Here is an 18,374-nt window from a genome sequence, read left to right on the forward strand (position 1 = left end):
GTCGGCTCCGTGCACGGTCTGTGTGCTGACCATCACATCGTGCCGACCCGCGAGGCTGACAGTGTTCCCAAACGGGGAACAATGGGGCGCCCGGGTGCTGCTACATGCCGACCCACGCGGCCAGCGAAGACAGGGTTTCCGGCGCCCTCCGTTGACGGCGCACCAGGACGCCGATGGTCTCCCGCACAAGGGGGTGATACCGGGCCTGCTGCGGAGCGACCTTACGCGCCCGTACCAAGAAGCGCTCAGCAGGCTCCGTCTTCCCCATCTGCGCATAGGCGCGGGCCATCTCGATGTAGTACCGGCCCACCCGCATGCGGGGGTGCGTGTCCGGGAAATGCAGCTTCTTGGACAGCTTCACCGCCTCGCCGAGCTCACCGAGCTCCACGTTCGTCGCAACGTCGAAGTGCTGCACGTTCGTCAGACCGAACGACGTCCAATAGACGTCCGGCACATCTCGGCCGATCTTCTCGGCCATCTCGCGAGCCAGACCCATGTACCCGGTGACCGAGTCAGCATCGCGCGCCTGAGCGGCCGCGATGGCCGACGCGAGATGCAGACTGCCGGTCACCGCCAGGGCCTCCACTGACTCGGGCTGCTCGACCTGGCCGACGAGCCGATGGCCGCGCGTGATGACCTGTAGCGACATCTGGTTGTTCCCGCGACGGAGGAGCATGCTCGACCGCTTGTTCAGGCGGATGGCGAGCAGCAGCGGATCCTGAGCCTGCTCAGCCATCCACCCCATGCGCTCCAGTGCGATGGATGCCAGGTGGTGGAAGCCGACTCGATAGGCGAACTCGTATGCCACCCAGTAGCACCAGCTCAGCGATGAGGCCGTACGCCGGTAGTCCTCGCCCGGAGACAGCAGGCTGACCATGGTGGTGAGTTCGCCGAGCAGACCAGGCAGCTTTGAGCCGATGTCTTTGTACTCGGTGGCGGAGGCCCCGCTGCACAGCGCCCGTACGTCCCTCTCCACCTGGTCGATGAGCCGGGGCGTGATGTGGGGGTCCGGCCCGAGGTCGTACATGTCGAGCGCCTCGGACAACGGGGAAATCAGGCGGTCGAGATGGTCCTGCTGCAACTCGGAGGTATACGGCTGGCCGTTGAGCACAGCGACATCCACCTGCAGGACTCGGGCGATGGCGGCTACGACAGAGGGGGTGGCCGGCGCCAGGCCACGTTCGACCTTGGCGATGGTGCTGCGGGCGAGGAACGATCGTTGTGCGAGTGCGGTCTGGGTTAGCTGGCGCAGTTTCCGGTAGTCCGCGATGCGTGCGCCGGTGTGTTCCTCATTGCTCTGCGGCATGGTGAACTCCGTTCTGACCTAGACACGCAGAACGGTACCCGCGGTCGGCTCCGCCGGTACGGCTGATCGGCCCCCACGGCGGGGGCCGACGTGCGCCCAAGCGGTTCCACAGCGCCATGGGCCCAAGCGCCGCCGGCCGCCGTCAGAGCCGGCCGCAGCGCTTGCAGCGGCCGCGGCGGCGGAGGTGGTAGGCGAGGGTGGCGGTGGCCAGCGCGGCCCCCCACAGCGGCCAGAACATCTCCGGGACCGTCGTGCCCCAGTCCTCGCTCTGGTTGTCGAACTTGCCCTGGATCTCCAGCCGGATGTACATCACCCCGGCGATCGTGATCAGCAGCGACACCAGCGAGGCCGGGATGATGGCCAGCAGCGGCGGCACCCGCTTCCCGCGCAGCCCGAGCATCCAGCGCGGGAAGATCTCGCCCCAGCGCTGGACCAGGCCGAGGGTGAGCAGGGCGCCGAGGGCGCCGAGCGTGGCGAGGCCGGCGCCCCAGTACCACAGGTGGTCCTCCTTGCCCTCCTCCCAGAGCTTGTCGGAGATGCCCAGCGGAATGCCCAGCGCCCAGGCCCAGCGGGTGCTGGCGTACACGAACGGGATGATGACGGCGATCCGCACGGCCTTGCGGCCCCACCGCGCGGCCTCGGCCGGGCTGGTCCAGTCCGGACCGCCGTCGGTGCGGCCGCAGTTGCCGCAGGCGTTCCGCAGCCGGCGCTGGTAGGCGAGGGCCGTGGCCGCCATCAGCCCGGCGCTCACCACGAGGAAGAACTGGTTGACGACCGTCCAGTTGATGGCGCCGATCTGGAGCATCACCGCGTAGGCGAGGTTCCCCAGCAGCCGGAAGTCGGCGAACGCCGCGAGCGTGACGGCGACGAAGCACCAGGTGCAGCCCAGCAGTACGTTCCGCGGCACCCGGCGCCGGCCCGGGAGCGCCATCAGCAGCGCGACGGCCGAAGCGGGCAGCAGCAGGGCGGCGAGTACGGGCGCGAGGGTGTTCGCCGGGGTGTCCTCGAACGCCGAGTACTCGGGGTTGGCGTCCTCCGCGCCGAACGGGAAGCCGTCGCCCCCCAGCGCCCAGTAGACGTTGGCCAGGCCGTAGAGGAACAGCGCGGCGGCCGCCACATAGCCGATCCGGTCCGGCCAGCGGGAGCGGAAGCGGGCGGCGCGAGTGACCTTCGGCCGCTCCCGGTCCCTGTTCGCCACCTGGGTCATGACTCATCCTTTCCACACCCGGATCACCCGGATCACCCGGATCCCCCGGTCAGGATCACCTTTCGGGGAACCGCCCCACATCTGCCGATCGGGAGATTTGAGGGAGCGGAAACGGCGGTGCTCCCGAGCAGGGGGGCTCGGGAGCACCGGACGGGGTGACGCGGGTCTCAGCAGGTGGCGAGGCCCTCGTAGCGGCTGGCGTAGATGATGGACGCGCTGTGGCTGGCGGTCGCACCCGGCGCCAGGGTGAAACACGGGCTGAAGTAGTCGCGGTCGTAGTCGACCTTGACCTTCTGCGTGGTGGAGCAGTTGTTGGTGATGTCGACGAAGATGCCGACCAGGTAGGTGACGTCGGCCTTGACGCAGCTCGGGGCGGCGGCCTCGGCGGTGGCCGGGGCGGCCTGGGCCGCGCCCTGGGTGGCGGCGACGAGGGCGAGCCCGCCCAGAGCGGCGCCCGCGGCGGCGGCGAATTTCCTCACGGTTCCTCCGTCAATCGATAAGTGTTACGGGCTTTTCGTTGGTGCTTCGTTGGTGCTTCGTTCGTGCAGCGAAGACATATCCATGTGCACGCCTCCGGCAATTCCTGGTTCAGTTCTTTCGATCCAGGGTTTCGCGGACCACCCGGCCGATTTCGGCCAGCGGTACCGGCTGGAGCATCTGCCGGTGCTCGCAGTCCACCTCATGGACCGTCATCCGCCCGCCGACGTAGGGCGCGATCCGGTCGGTCCAGCTCGCCACCTTGCCCGCCGGGTCGTCGGGGAAGTCCTCGGACTCGGTGGCCACGAACAGCAGCACATCGCCGTCGTAGACCTCGGGTTCATGGCCCAGCGTCAACTCCCAGTTGTGGTTGTTGACCTGGCCGATCCGCAGGATGTCCGGCTCCTCGAAGGTGGCCAGCGCACTGCCCTCGGCCCGGAGGACCTCCATCACCGCGCCGTACTCCAGCGGACCGTCCCCGAAGGCGCCCGGGTCGTGCCCGGCGAAGTCCAGCAGCACCGCCAGCACCTTCTGCTCGTCCGCGGCGGCGAACGCCTCGCCGAACTCCTCGGCGGGCATCGGCGGCTGGTCGAGGTTGACCAGCACGCCGACCTCCTCGCCGGCCCGGCGCAGCTGGACCGCCATCTCATGGGCGACCAGGGCGCCCATGGACCAGCCCAGCAGGTGGTAGGGGCCGTGCGGACGGACCGCGCGGATCTGCTCGACGTAGTCCGCGGCCATCTCGGAGATCGAGGCGGGCAGCGCCTCGGCACGGGCGATACCGCGGGCCTGGACGCCGTAGACGGGCCGGTCGGCGGGGAGGTGGCGGAGCAGCCCCGCGTACATCCAGCTGACGCCGCCGACCGGGTGCACACAGAACAGCGGCGGCTGGTCCCCGCCGGTGCGCAGCGGCAGCAGCACCTCGAAACCGCCGTCGCCGGTGTTACCGGCGTCGGTGGCGTCGGTGGTGTCCCGTCCCATCAGCTCGATCAGCTCGGCGACGGTGGGCGCCTGGAAGACCGCCCGGTTGGACACCTCCGCGCCGAAGACCGACCGGATGCGGCTGACCAGCTGGATGGAGACGATGCTGTCCCCGCCCAGTTCGAAGAAGTTGTCGTCGATGCCGACCCTCGGCACCCGCAGCAGCTCGGCGAAGAGCCCGCACAGCAGCTCCTCGCGCGGGTTGCGCGGTCCGCGGCCGCCCCCGGCGGACGTGCCGAAGTCGGGGGCGGGCAGCGCCTTGCGGTCCACCTTCCCGTTGGGGGTCAGCGGCAGCGCCGCCAGGGGGACGAACGCGGCGGGCACCATGTACTCCGGCAGCACGGCGGCCACCCGGTCGCGCAGCGCCCCGGTGTCCGGCCGGCCCGCACCGCTCCCGGCGGCCGGGACGACGTACGCCACCAGCTTCTTGCTGCCCGGCCGGTCCTCGTGGACCACCACCGTCACCTGGGCGACCTCTTCGGCGGCGGCCACCGCGGTCTCGATCTCGCCGAGTTCGATCCGCAGGCCGCGGATCTTCACCTGGTGGTCGGCCCGGCCGACGAACTCCACCCGCCCCTCGGCGTCCCACCGCACCAGGTCACCGGTCCGGTACATCCGCGCCCCGGGCGGGCCGTACGGATCGGCGGTGAACCGCTCCGCCGTGAGTCCCGGCAGGTTCACATAGCCGCGGGCCACCCCGGCGCCCGCCAGGTACAGCTCGCCGACCACGCCCGGCAGGGCCGGCTCCAGCCGCTCGTCCAGGACGTAGGCCCGCATCCGGTCCATGGCCCGGCCGATGGGCACGGTCGTCCCCACCCGGTGCGGGGCGCGCATCGGGTGGCAGGTGGCGAAGGTGGTGGTCTCGGTGGGCCCGTAGACGTGCACCACCTCGGTGTCCGGGCAGGCGTCCAGCACCCGCTGGAAGGCGCCCGGGGACACCTGCTCACCGCCGGTCCACACCTGCGCCAGACCGGCGAAGCAGCCCGGGTCCTCCTCGGCCATGAGGTTGAACAGCGCCGTGGTGAGGAAGACCGCGGTCAGCCCGTCGCGTTCGGCGTGTCCGCGCAGCCGGCCCGCGTCGAGCTGACCGGGCGCGGCCAGGACGCAGGTGCCGCCGCCGAGCAGCGGGGCCCACATCTCGTACGTCGAGGCGTCGAAGGCGTGCGGGGAGTGCACCAGCACCCGGTCGTGGGCGCCGCCGCGCCAGCGGCCGTCGGCGGCCAGCGCCACCACGTCCTGGTGGGTGATGGCGATGCCCTTGGGCTTACCGGTCGAACCGGAGGTGTACATGATGTACGCCAACTGGCCGGCCGACAGCGGTACGGCGGGGTCGGCGGGGCCGGCGGGCTCGTTCTCCTCCCCCTGCGGCCGCTCCTCGTCGACCACCAGCACATGGGCCGAGTGCGCGAACTCCACCCCGGCCATGGCCCGGTCGGTGAGCAGCGTGCCCGCCCGCGTCTCGGCCACGATCGACTCCAGCCGCGCGACCGGGGCCCGGGAGTCCAGCGGTACGTACGCCGCCCCGGCCTTGAGCACCGCGAGCGTCGAGACCACCAGCTCCACCGAACGGTCCTGGAGGATCGCCACCCGGTCGTCGGGCCGGACGCCCAGCCCGATGAGGCGGTGCGCCAGCCGGTTGGCGCGGGCGTTGAGCTCGGCGTAGGTCAGGGTGACGCCGTCCGCGACCACGGCCGTGGCCCCGGGCGCGGCCGCCACGCGCGCCTCGAACCGCGAGACCACCGTGCCCGCGGGGACCTCCTCCGCCGTCTCCCCCGCACGCGGCAGCAGCCGCGCCCGCTCCTTAGGGGCCAGCAGCTCCAGCCGCCCCAGCGGCTGTTCGGGGTCGGCGACCGCCGCCGTCAGCAGCCGCACCAGCCGCTCGGCCATGGTCTCCACCGTCGAGCGGTCGAACAGCGCGCTGTTGAACTCGATGCCCGCGCCGAGCACCGGTACGGACCCGGCCTCGGCGGACTCCTCGGCGAGCGCCTCGGCGGACGCCTCAGCGGGCTCCTCCGCGAAGGCGAACGTCAGGTCGAACTTGGCGATGTCGGCACCGGCCGGCTGCGGCTCCAGGGTCAGGCCGGGCAGCTCCAGATCGGCCGGTTCGTTGTTCTGGTAGCTGATCGCGACCTGGAACAGCGGGTTGCGGGCCAGCGACCGGACCGGGCTCAGCTCCTCGACCAGCCGCTCGAAGGGCACGTCCTGGTGGGCGTACGCCGCCAGGTCCGCGCTGCGCACCCGCTCCACCAGCGCCCGGAAGCCCGGGTCGCCGGAGGTGTCGGTGCGCAGCACGAGGGTGTTGACGAAGAAGCCGACCAGCTCCTCCAGCGCCTGGTCGGTCCGGCCCGCGACGACCGTGCCCAGCGGGATGTCCGTACCGGCGCCGAGCCGGGTGAGCAGCGCGGCAACGGCGGCCTGGAGCACCATGAAGGGGCTGGCCCCGGTGGTGCGGGCGAGGTCGAAGACGCCCCGCGCCAGGTCGGCGCCGATCGGCACCGGCACCGTCTCCCCGGCGTGTCCGGCCTCGGCCGGGCGGGGGCGGTCGGTGGGCAGGCTCAGCTCCTCCGGCAGCCCGGCGAGCGCATCGCGCCAGTGGTCCAGCTGCCGGGATATGGCGCTGTCCGGGTCGTCCTCGGCGCCCAGCGTCCGCCGCTGCCACAGGGCGTAGTCGGCGTACTGCACGGGCAGCGGGGCGTACGCGGGCGGCCGCCCCTCGAGCCGGGCGCGGTACGCGGTGCCCAGGTCGCGGGCGAACGGGGCGAGCGAGGCGCCGTCGCCCGCGATGTGGTGCACCACCACGAGCAGCACGTGCTCGTGCGGGGTGAGCCGCAGCAGCCGGGCGCGCAGCGGGATGTCCGCCGTCAGGTCGAAGTCCTCGGCGGCCGCGGCGGCCAGGGCCGGCTCCAGCCCCTCCGGGGTGGCCTCGGCCACCTCCAGCGCCACGGGGGCCTCCCCGGGCGGCAGGACCCGCTGGGCGGGCACCCCGTCCCGGACCGGGAAGACCGTCCGCAGGCTCTCGTGCCGGGCCACGACATCGGACAGCGCGGCACGCAGCGCACCGGTGTCCAGCTCGCCCCGCAGCCGCACGGCCAGCGGGATGTTGTACGTGCCGGTGCCGCCCTCGACCTGGTTGATGAACCACAGCCGGCGCTGGGCGTACGACAGCGGGACCGTCTCCGGCCGCTCGGCCGGGCGCAGCTCCTCCCGCGCCCCGGCCGCCCCGGCCAGCCGCCCGACCAGCGTGGCGACGGTCGGCGCCTCGAAGACGACCCGCACCGGGAGTTCCGCGCCCAGTACGGTGCGGATGCGGTTGACCAGCCGGGTCGCCAGCAGGGAGTGGCCGCCCAGGTCGAAGAAGCCGTCGTCGATGCCGACCTCGTCGATCCCCAGCACCTCGGCGAACAGCCCGCACAGGGTCTCCTCGCGCGGGTCGCGGGGGGCGCGCCGCTCACCGGCGGCCCCGTACTCCGGCACCGGCAGCGCCTTGCGGTCCACCTTGCCGTTCGAGGTCAGCGGCAGGGCGTCCAGGACGACGACGGCCGCGGGCACCATGTAGCCCGGCAGCTCGCCCGCGAGGAACCCGCGCAGCTCGGCGGGGGTGACCGGCGCCTCGGTGACGGCGTAGCCGACGAGCCTGCGGTCGCCGGGCCGGTCCTCCCGCACCACGACCGTGGCCTGGGCGACGTCCGGGTGTGCGGCGAGCCGGTTCTCGACCTCGCCGAGCTCGATGCGGAAGCCGCGGATCTTCACCTGGTCGTCGGCCCGGCCGACGAACTCCAGCTGCCCGTCGGCCCGCCAGCGGACCACGTCCCCGGTGCGGTACATCCGGTCCCCGGGCGCGCCGAAGGGGTCGGCGACGAACCGCTCGGCGGTCAGCGCCGGGCGCCGCAGATAGCCGCGCGCCAGCCCCGCCCCGGAGACGTACAGCTCCCCGGCCACCCCGGGCGGCGCCGGCCGCAGCGAGCCGTCCAGCACATACGCCCGGGTGCCGGGCACGGGCGCGCCGATCGGCGGGAGGCCGGTGTCGGCGGCCAGTGGCCCGCTGGTCGTCACCATGACGGTGGACTCGGTCGGCCCATAGGCGTTCACCATCCGGCGGCCGGGCGCCCAGCGCGCCACCAGCTCCGCCGGGCACGCCTCGCCGCCCACCACCAGGCCCCGGAAGTCCGGCAGTTCCTGGGCGGGGACGGTCGCGAGCGCGGCCGGGGGGATCAGGGCGTGCGTCACCCGGCGCTCGGCGAGCACCTCGGCGAGCGGCTCCCCGGCCAGCGGTCCGGGAGCGGGCACCACCAGCGTGGCGCCCGAGGTCAGCGCGGCGCACAGCTCCAGCACCGAGGCGTCGAAGCTGGGCGAGGAGAACTGGAGCACCCGGCTGTCCCCGGCGACCGCGAACCGCTCCCGCTCCGCCGCGGCGAAGGCGGCAAGGCCGCGGTGGGTGACCACCACGCCCTTGGGCATCCCGGTCGAACCCGAGGTGTAGATCACGTAGGCCGGCCCGTCCACCCGGACTCGCGCCGGGTCCGGCCCGCCGACCGCCGCATCGCCTGCGGCGGCAGCGTCGTCGGCGGCGGCGTGACCGGCCTGACCGCCGATACCGGCCTGACCGCCGGGATCGCCAGAGCCAGCAGGACCCGCCTGACCACCGCGACCGCCGGAGGCAGCAGGACCGCCGAGACCCGCAGGACCAGCCTGGCCACCAGGACCGCCGGAGGCAGCAGGGCCCGCAGGACCCGCCTGACCGCCGCGACCCGCAGGACCAACCTGACCACCGCGACCGTCGGAGTCCGCAGGACCGGCGGGACCCGCAGGACCGGCGGGACCGCCGAGGTCGCCGAGGTCCCCGAGTTCGTCGAGCACGATCAGCGGCCGGTCCGGGGCGGTGGGTACCACCTCGACGTACGCCCGGGTGGTGAGCACCGCGACCGGACGGGCGTCGTCCAGCATGAAGGCGATCCGCTCGGCCGGGTAGTCGGGGTCCACCGGCAGATACGCGGCGCCCGTCCGCATCACGGCGAGCGAGGCGACGACCGACTCCACGGACCGGCCCAGGACCTGCGCCACCACGTCCTCCGGGCGCACGCCCGCGGCCGTCAGCACCCGGGCCAGCCGGTCCGCCCGCGCGGCCAGTTCCGCGTAGGTCAGGGTCTCCTGGGCGGACTCGACCGCGATGGCGTCCGGTGTCTCGGCCACCTGGGCCGCGAACAGCTCGCCGAAGGTGGCCGGTTCGGGCGCCGTGCCCGTGTCGTTCCAGCGGGCCAGCCGGGCCCGCTCCTCGGCCGACAGCAGGTCCACCGCCGCCACCGGGCGCGCCGGGTCGTCGGCGAACGCCTCCAGCAGCCGCACCAGCCGCTCCCCGAGGGCGTGCGCGGCGGCCTCCTCGAAGAGGTCGGGGCGGTAGTCCAGCTTGAGGCTGAAGGAGCGGGTGCCGTCGGTGACGGCGAGCTGGAGCGGATAGTGCGTACCGTCCTGGATCTCGGCGTCCACGACGCCGAGCCCCTGGGCGGCCTCCTCCAGCCCGCCGGAGTCCACGGGGAAGTTCTCGAAGGCGGTGGAGGTGTCGAACAGCGCACCGCCCGCGTCGGCGAGCCGCTGGATGTCGGTGAGCCCCAGGTATTTGTGCGGCAGCAGGTCCAGCTGCCGCTCCTGGAGCCGGGTGGCCACGTCCAGCAGGGTGTCGCCGCGTTCGACGGTGACCCGCACCGGCAGGGTGTTGATGAACAGGCCCACCATCGTCTCGACGCCGGGGAGTTCGGCCGGGCGCCCGTTCACGGTCTCGCCGAACAGCACGTCGTCGCGGCCGGTGACCGCGCCCAGCAGCAGCCCCCACGCGGCCTGCACCACGGTGTTCTTGGTCAGCCCGTGCCGGCGGGCCCGCGCGGTGAGCGCGGCCGCGGCCTCCGGCGACAGTTCGGCCTGCCAGGCGTCCGGCCGCACCGGCCGGCGGGCCGGGTCGGCCGGGGCGACCAGTGTCGGCTCGTCCACCCCGGCCAGCGCGGTGCGCCAGGCGGCCTCGGCGGCCTGCCGGTCCTGCTCGGCCAGCCAGGCCAGGTAGTCGCGGTACGGGGTCACCGCGGGCAGCCCGGAGGCGTCCCCGCGCCGCCCGTACAGCTCGAACAGCTCGGCCATGACCAGCGGTCCCGACCAGCCGTCCAGCAGGATGTGGTGGTTGGTGAAGAGCAGCCGGTGCTCGTCCTCGCCGAGCCGGATCAGGGTGAACCGCAGCAGCGGCGGCCGGCGCAGGTCGAAGCGGGTGGCGAGGTCGTCGGCCAGCAGCCGCTCCACAGCGGCCGTGCGGCCCGCCGCGTCGAGCCCGCTCACGTCCACCTCGGACCAGGGCACGTCCACCTCGCGCGGGATGACCTGGAGGGACTGGCCCCGCCCGCCCGGCTGGAAGGCGGCGCGCAGGTTCTCGTGGCGCGCGAGCACCGTGCGGGCCGCGTCGCGCAGCGCCGCCGGGTCCAGTTCGCCGCGCAGGTCGAGCGCCATCTGGACGTTGTAGACGTCCGAGCCGCGCTCGTCGTAGCGGGCGTGGAAGAGCAGTCCCTCCTGGAGCGGGGAGAGCGGGAGGACACCGGCGAGTCCCTGGTAGGCGGCCGCCAGCCGGTCGATCTCCGGCTGGTCGAGGTCCACCAGCGGCAGGTCGGACGGGCTGAGCCCGCCGGCCTCGGGGCGTTCGGCGCAGGCGACCAGGGCGCGCAGCGCCCGGAACCAGGCGCGGCCCAGTTCCCGTACGTCCGCCTCGGTCAGCAGCCGGGTCGGGTAGATCCAGTTCGCCACCAGTCGCGGACCGTCGGGGTGGGTGACGGCGCTGGCCGTCAGGTCCAGGGTGTGCGGCAGCGGCATCGCGGCGTCGGCGACCGCCGACAGATCACCGGTCGCGGCCGGCTCCTCGGGGACGTCGGTGTGCGGTGACTCGCCCAGCCGGCCCAGGTAGTTGAAGCCGATCTGGGGTTCGGGGAAGCGGGCCAGCGCGCGGGCGGTCTGCGGGTTGAGGTGGCGCAGCAGACCGTAGCCGACGCCGTTGTCGGGGATGGTCCGCAGCCGCTCCTTGACCTGCTTGAGCGCCGCGCCGACGGCCGGTCCCGCGGCCGCGACGTCCGCCGCGCCGAGCTCTCCCGCGTCCAGCCGTACCGGGTACAGGCTGGTGAACCAGCCGACCGTGCGGGACAGATCGGCGCCGGGCACGATCTCCTCCCGGCCGTGGCCCTCGAGGTCGATCAGGACCTCGGAGCCCTCGCCCCGCCCGGTGGCTCGGCGCCACTGGGCGACGGCGATGGCGAGCGCGGTCAGCAGGACGTCGTTGACTCCGGCGCGGAAGGCGGCGGGCACCCGGCCCAGCAGCGGTCCTGTCACCTCGGCCGGCAGGGTGAAGCGCAGGTGGGCGGCGGTGCCCATGGTGTCCTGGGCCGGGTCCAGCGGCTCTTCGGTGAGCAGCGGGTCGGGGCCGGTCAGCATGGTGCGCCACAGCGTCAGCTCCCGCATCCGCTCCGGTTCCCCGGCCGCCTCGGTGAGCGCTTGCGACCAGCGGCGGAACGAGGTGCCCACGGGTTCCAGCGCCACCCGGCGGCCCGCGCCCAGCGCCTCGATCGCCGCCTGGAGGTCGGGCAGCAGAATCCGCCAGGACACCCCGTCGACCACCAGGTGGTGGGCGACCAGGGCCAGCTGGCCGGGGGTGTCGGGGCCGGCGTCGAACCATACGGCCCGCACCATCCGGCCCTCGTCGGGGGCGAGTTCGGACTGGGCGGCGGCGATCTCCTCGGTGGCCCGCCGGTCCAGCTCCGCCTCGTCGTACCCGGCGCGCACCAGCTCGGTGACGTCGACCCGGCGCAGCACCTCCTCGGCCGGTACGGCGCCGGGCGGGGCGATCTCCAGCGACCAGCCGACGTCCTCGGCGATCCGGGTCAGGGTCATCCGCAGCGCGTCGTGGTGGTCCAGGACCGCCCGCAGCGCGCTGTGCAGCGTCCCCAGGCCGACACCAGGCGGGACGGGCATCGACATGGTCTGGTTGAACTGGTCGATGGTGCCGCCGCGTTCGCGCAGCCAGTGGATGATCGGGGTCAGGGGCACGTCCCCGACGGCGTCCGGGGCGGCCGGTTCGGGGGCGGCCCGGTCGGGCTCCTCGGCCGCCCCGACGGCCGCGGCCAGGGCCGCGACGGTCTTGTGCGCGAACACGTCGCGGGGGGTGAACCGCAGCCCCTCCTTGCGGGCGCGGCCGACCAGCTGGATGGAGATGATGCTGTCGCCGCCCAGTTCGAAGAAGCTGTCGTCCACGCCGACCCGCTCGACCCCGAGCACCTCGGCGAAGAGGGCGCACAGCGTCTCCTCGGCGGCGCCGCGCGGCGCCCGCGCGTCCTGCGACGCGCCGCCGAACGACGGGGCGGGCAGGGCCCGGTGGTCGAGCTTGCCGTTGACGGTGAGCGGCAGGGCGTCGAGGGTGACGAACGCGGCCGGGACCATGTGGTCCGGCAGCGCGGCCGCGGCGTACTCGCGCAGCTCCCGGCCGTCCGGCTCGCGGCCGCCGGCCTCCCGGCCGGCCGGCACCACGTAGGCGGCCAGCAGCTTGCGGCCCGGCTGGTCCTCGCGGACCCGCACCGCCACCTGGCCGACCGCCGGATGCGCGGCGAGCACGGCCTCGATCTCGCCGAGTTCGATCCGGAAGCCGCGGATCTTCACCTGGTCGTCGGCGCGTCCCAGGTACTCCAGCCGCCCGTCCGCCATCCGGCGGGCGAGGTCGCCCGAGCGGTACATCCGGTCGCCCGGTGCGCCGAACGGGTCGGCGACGAACCGTTCGGCGGTGAGCCCGGGGCGGCCCAGATAGCCGCGTGCCAGGCCCGCGCCGGAGATGTACATCTCGCCGGGCGCGCCCGGCAGGACGGGTCGCAGCGCGGAGTCCAGCACCCGCACCCGCAGGTCGGGGATGGCCTCGCCGATCACGCTGCCGGTCGCGGCGGCGGCGCCCGCCCGGTCCAGTGCCACATGGCTGACGTGCACGGTGGTCTCGGTGATGCCGTACATGTTGACCAGCACCGGCGCCCGGTCGTCATGCCGCTCGTACCAGTCCTTCAGCCGCCACAGGTCCAGCGCCTCGCCGCCGAAGACGACGGTGCGCAGGGCGAGTTGCCGGCCGAGGGCCGGGTTGTCCCGGTCGGCGCCCATCAGCTGGTAGAAGGCGGAGGGGGTCTGGTTCAGCACGGTGACCCGCTCGCGCACCAGCAGCTCCAGGAACCTTTCGGGGGAGCGGCTGACGGCGTGGTCCACCACCACGAGCCGGCCGCCGTGCAGCAGCGGGCCCCAGATCTCCCACACCGAGAAGTCGAAGGCGTAGGAGTGGAACATCGTCCACACGTCGTCGGGTCCGAAGCCGAACCAGTGGTCGGTGGCGGTGAACAGCCGCACCACGTTGCGGTGCGGGATCTGCACGCCCTTGGGGCGCCCGGTCGAGCCGGAGGTGTAGATGACGTACGCCGGGGAGTCCGGGGTGAGGGCGGCGGTCCGGTCGGCGTCGGTGGGGTCGGTGTCCGGGCGCCCGGCGAGCCCGGCCCGCACCGCCGGGTCGTCCAGGGCCACCACGGGCAGCCCGTCCGGGAGCGCCCCGGCCACGGCGGGGCCGGCGCCGGCGCCGGTCAGCACCAGCGCGGGCGCCGCGTCACCGGCCATGTAGGCGATCCGCTCGGCCGGGTAGTCCGGGTCCAGCGGCACATACGCGGCTCCCGCCTTGACCACGGCCAGCAGCGCCACGATCGTCTCGGCCGAGCGCGGCAGCGCCAGCGCGACCCGCCGCTCGGGGCCGGCGCCCCGGGCGATCAGCTCATGGGCCAGCCGGTTGGCGCGCGCGTTCAGCTCGCGGTAGGTCAGCGCGGTGTCGCCGGAGACGACGGCGGTGGCGTCCGGGCGGGCGGCCACCGCCGCCTCGAAGACCTCGGTGAGGGTGCGGGGCGCGCTCTCGGGCTGCTCCGCCCCCTCGGCGTGCGCACCGCGTTCGGCGGCGGTCCGCAGGTCCACCCGGCCCACCGGGAGCGCCGGGTCGGCGACGAACGCCTCCAGCAGCCGCACATAGCGGTCCGCCAGGGTGCGCACGGCGTCGGGGCCGAGCAGGTCCGGGCGGTAGGACCAGGTCAGGGTCAGCTCGTCGCCGCGCTGCGCGGCCAGCAGGCCGAGCGGATAGTGCACCGCGTCCTTGACGTCGGCGTCGACCACGCCGAGGTCGCGGGCGGTGGACTCCAGGGTCTCCGCGTCGACCGGGTAGTTCTCGAACACCACCAGGGTGTCGAACAGCTCCCCGGTGCCGGTGAGCCGCTGGATGTCGGCCAGCCCCAGGTACTGGTGGGCCATCAGCCCCGACTGCCGGGTCTGGAGCCGGTGCGCCATCTCCAGCAGGGTCTCCCCCGGCCGGGCGTCCACCCGCACCGGCAGGGTGTTGATGAACAGCCCGATCATGGACTCCACGCCGGGCAGCTCCGGCGGCCGTCCGGAGACGGTGGTGCCGAAGACCACGTCGTCCCGTCCGGTCAGCTGCCCCAGGACCACGCCCCAGGCGCCCTGCACCAGGGTGTTGACCGTCAGCCCGTGCTCACGGGCGGCGGCGAGCAGCCCGGCGCTCAGGCTTCCGGGCAGCTCCTGCGTCCACCGCTCCGGGGTGGCGGGGGCGCGTTCGGCGGCGGGGCCGCCGAGCAGCAGGGTCGGCTCGGTGACCCCGTCGAGGGCGGCCCGCCAGGCGTCCTCGGACGCCTGCCGGTCCTGCTCGGCGAGCCAGGCCAGATAGTCCCGGTACGGGGTCACCGGGGGCAGCCCGGTGTCGTCGCCGCCGCGCCCGTACAGCTCGAACAGCTCCCCGATCAGCAGCGGCATCGACCAGCCGTCCACCGCGATGTGGTGCACGGTCACCACGAAGCGGTGCCGGTCCTCCGCGAGCCGGATCAGGGTGCAGCGCAGCAGCGGCGGGGTGGCCAGGTCGAACCGGGCGGCGCGGTCCTCGGCCAGCAGCCGCGCCGGCTCCGCCGCCCGCCCGGCCTCCTCGGCCCCGCTCAGGTCCACCTCGGCCCAGGGGAGTTCCGCCTCGCGCGGGACCACCTGGAGGGAGCGGCCCGCGGCGGAGGTGCGGAACGAAGCGCGCAGGTTGTCGTGGCGGCGCAGCAGGGTACCGGCGGCCCGGCGCAGGGCCGCCGCGTCCAGCGGGCCGTGCAGCTCCAGGGCCGACTGGATGGTGTAGACGTCCGGTGCCGACTCGTCGTACACCGAGTGGAACAGCAGGCCCTGCTGGAGCGGCGAGAGCGGCAGGACGTCCACGAGCCCGCCGGGCGCGGCCTGGAGCCGGTCGATCTCGTCCTGGCCGATCTCCACCAGCGGCAGGTCGGACGGGGTGAGGCCGCCCGCGCCGGGGGCCTGGGCGTGTGCCGCGAGGGCGCGCAGCGCCTCGAACCACAGCCGGGCCGCCTCGGTGACCTCCTCGTCGGTGAGCAGTTCGGCGGAGTAGGTCCAGGAGGCCACCAGCCGCTGCCCGTCGGGGTGGGCGACGGTCGCGGCGTTGACCTCGAGGGTGTACGCCAGTGGCATGGCGGCGTCGCCCGCGCCGGTGAGGTCGCGGACCCGCACGGTGTCGGCGGCCTCGGCGTCGGCCGCGTCCGCCTCGCCCATCCGGCCCAGGTAGTTGAAGCCGATCTGCGGTTCGGCGAAACCGGCCAGCTCCGGCCCGGTCTCGGGGTTGAGGTGGCGCAGCAGCCCGTAGCCGATGCCCTTGTCCGGGATGGCCCGCAGCTGCTCCTTGACCGCCTTCAGCGCGGTGCCCAGCGCCGCGCCGCCGGCCCACAGCTCCTCCTCCGGCAGTGCGCCCGGGTCCAGCGCCACGGGGAAGAGGCTGGTGAACCAGCCGACCGTGCGGGACAGGTCGATCCCCTCGGCGATCTCCTCACGGCCGTGGCCCTCCAGCCCGACCAGCACCGCACCGCCCTCGCCCCGGCCGCGCTCCCGGCGCCAGCGGGCCACCGCCAGCGCGAGCCCGGTCAGCAGCACGTCGTTGATCTGGGCGTGGTAGGCGGCGGGGACCTGGTTCAGCAGCGCTTCGGTCACCTCGGCGGGCAGGGTCAGCGTCACCTGGCGGGCGACGCCCACCACGTCCCGCGCCGGGTCGGTCCGCCGCCCCGCCAGCAGCGGGTCGTCGGTGGCGGCGATGGTGCGCCACAGCTCCAGCTCGGCGACCCGCGCGGGGGTGGCCGCGTTCTCCGCCAGCACCTGGGTCCAGCGGCGGAACGAGGTGCCCACGGGCTCCAGTTCGGGGGTCTTGCCGTTGCCGAGCGCCTCCAGCGCCGCCTGGAGGTCGGGCAGCAGCACCCGCCACGACACCCCGTCGACCACCAGGTGGTGGGCGACGACGGTGAGCCGCCCCGGGGCGGTGGGGCCGGCGTCCACCCACACGGCCTGGAGCATCCGGCCGTCCTCGGGCGCCAGCCGCCCCATCGCGGCCCGCACCTCCGCCTCGTCGCCCGGCGCCGCGACGCGCCGCACACAGTCCTCGGCCCGCACGGCGCCCACCGGGGCCACCGCGAGCGCCCAGTCGGCGCCGGGCGCGCGGGTCAGCCGCAGCCGCAGCGCGTCGTGCCGGTCCAGCAGCGCCTGGACGGCGGTGTGCAGCCGGGCGAGGTCCAGGCCGGCCGGGACCGGCATGGTCATGGTCTGGTTGAACGCGTCGACGGGGCCGCCCTGCGCCTGCTGCCAGCGCATGATGGGCGTCGGCACGATCGGGCCTACCCCGTCCTCCGCGGTCACGGCCGGCTGCCGCGGGCCGTGGTCGAGCGCGGCGAGCCGGGCCACCGTGCGGTGCTCGAAGACCTGCCGCAGGGTCAGGTCCAGGCCCTCCTTACGGGCCCGGTGGGCGAGCTGGATGGAGGAGATGCTGTCCCCGCCCAGCTCGAAGAAGCTGTCGTGGACGCCGACCGTCTCCACGCCCAGCACCTCGGCGAACAGCGCGCACAGCGCCGCCTCGCGCTCGGTGCGCGGCGCCCCGCCCGACGCCTCCGACGCCTCCGGTGCGGCCGGTGCGGCGGGCGCCTCGGCGGCGGCCTCGGCGGTCACCAGCCGGGCCCGGTCCTCGGGCGTGAAGGCGGGCACCGAGCCGGCGGGCCGCTGCGGGTCGGCGGCGAACGCGGCCAGGACGGTAAGGAACCGGTCCAGGATCTCCCGCCCGGCGCCCGCCACGAAGAGGTCGGGGCGGTAGTCCAGCCGCACCGTCATCCGCTCCCCGCGGACCGTGCCCTCCAGGTTGAGGGTGTAGTGGGTGGCGTCCACCGTGGTGGCGGCGACCGCGCCGATGCCCTCGGCGGAGTCCTTCAGGGTGTCGGTGTCGATCGGGTAGTTGGCGAAGATGGTGATCGCGTCGAACAGCTTCTCCTCGCCCGCCAGCTGCTGGATCTCGGCGAGCCCCAGATGCTTGTGGGCGAGCAGCTCGCTCTGCCGGTCCTGGAGCCCGCGCACCAGCTCCGCCAGCGGGCGCTCGGGGTCGATGCGCAGCCGTACCGGCAGGGTGTTGATGAACAGCCCGACCATCGACTCCACCCCGGGCAGCTCCGGCGGCCGCCCGGAGACGGTCTCGCCGAACACCACGTCGTCCCGCCCGGTCAGACCGCCCAGCACCAGCCCCCACGCGGTCTGCACCACGCTGTTGAGGGTCAGGCCCAGGGAGCGGGCCCGGCGGCCGAGCGCGGCCGCCAGCTCGGCGTCCACCTGCTCGATCAGCGTCTCGGGCAGGGCGGGACCGCGCCGGGGGTCGGGCGGCGCCACCAGCGTCGGGCCGTCCACCCCGGCCAGCGCCCGCCGCCACGCCTCCTCCGCCTCGCCCTGGTCCTGCTGGGCGAGCCAGGCCAGGTACTCGCGGTAGGAGACGACGGGCGGCAGCTTCGAGGCGTCGCCACCGTTGGTGTAGAGGGCCATCAGCTCGCCCAGCACCAGCGGCATGGACCAGCCGTCCAGCAGGATGTGGTGGGCGGTGAACACGAAGCGGTACTCACGGTCGGCGAGCCGCACCAGGGAGAACCGCAGCGGCGGCCGCGCCAGGTCGAACCGCCGGGTCCGGTCCGCCGCCAGCAGCCGCGCCAGCTCCGCCTCCCGGTCCGCCTCGGCGACCTCGCGCAGATCGTGCTCCGCCCAGTCCGGTTCGGCCTCGCGCAGGATCACCTGCACCGGCTCACCGGACTTGCGGTTGCGGAAGGACGCCCGCAGGTTGTCATGGCGGCTCAGCACCGTCTCCACCGCGCCGCGCAGCCGTCCGGCGTCGATGTCCCGGCGCAGGTCCAGGGCCATCTGGATGACGTAGACGTCCGCGCCGGCCTCCTCGTACAGGGCGTGGAAGAGCATGCCCTTCTGGAGCGGCGACAGCGGCCACACGTCCACGAAGCCCGGCTTCGTCACTTC

General features: G+C 74.2%; 4 protein-coding genes. All 4 read right to left on the reverse strand.

All coding sequences use genetic code 11. The annotated features are described in order from the left end of the window. Nucleotides 1-100: 100 nt before the first annotated feature. The 4 genes from PS467_RS19265 to PS467_RS19280 all read right to left on the reverse strand — a co-directional run bounded on the left by PS467_RS19265 (nt 101) and on the right by PS467_RS19280 (nt 18,371). Nucleotides 101-1,306: a helix-turn-helix domain-containing protein gene (locus PS467_RS19265; protein WP_311036334.1), complete on the reverse strand. Its 1,206-nt coding sequence runs from the start codon at nt 1,304-1,306 to the stop codon at nt 101-103. A gap of 142 nt (nt 1,307-1,448) precedes the next feature. Further along, nucleotides 1,449-2,513: a hypothetical protein gene (locus PS467_RS19270; protein ID WP_311036335.1), complete on the reverse strand. Its 1,065-nt coding sequence runs from the start codon at nt 2,511-2,513 to the stop codon at nt 1,449-1,451. Between the two features lie 167 nt (nt 2,514-2,680). Beyond that, nucleotides 2,681-2,992, reverse strand: coding sequence for an alpha-amylase inhibitor (locus tag PS467_RS19275; protein ID WP_311036336.1), 312 nt, complete (start codon nt 2,990-2,992; stop codon nt 2,681-2,683). 109 nt (nt 2,993-3,101) lie between these two features. Then, nucleotides 3,102-18,371 (reverse strand): non-ribosomal peptide synthetase, encoded by a 15,270-nt coding sequence (locus PS467_RS19280; protein WP_311036337.1) that lies wholly within the window; start codon nt 18,369-18,371, stop codon nt 3,102-3,104. Nucleotides 18,372-18,374 lie beyond the last annotated feature (3 nt).

Source organism: Streptomyces luomodiensis, assembly GCF_031679605.1.
In the GTDB taxonomy this organism is placed as follows: domain Bacteria; phylum Actinomycetota; class Actinomycetes; order Streptomycetales; family Streptomycetaceae; genus Streptomyces; species Streptomyces luomodiensis.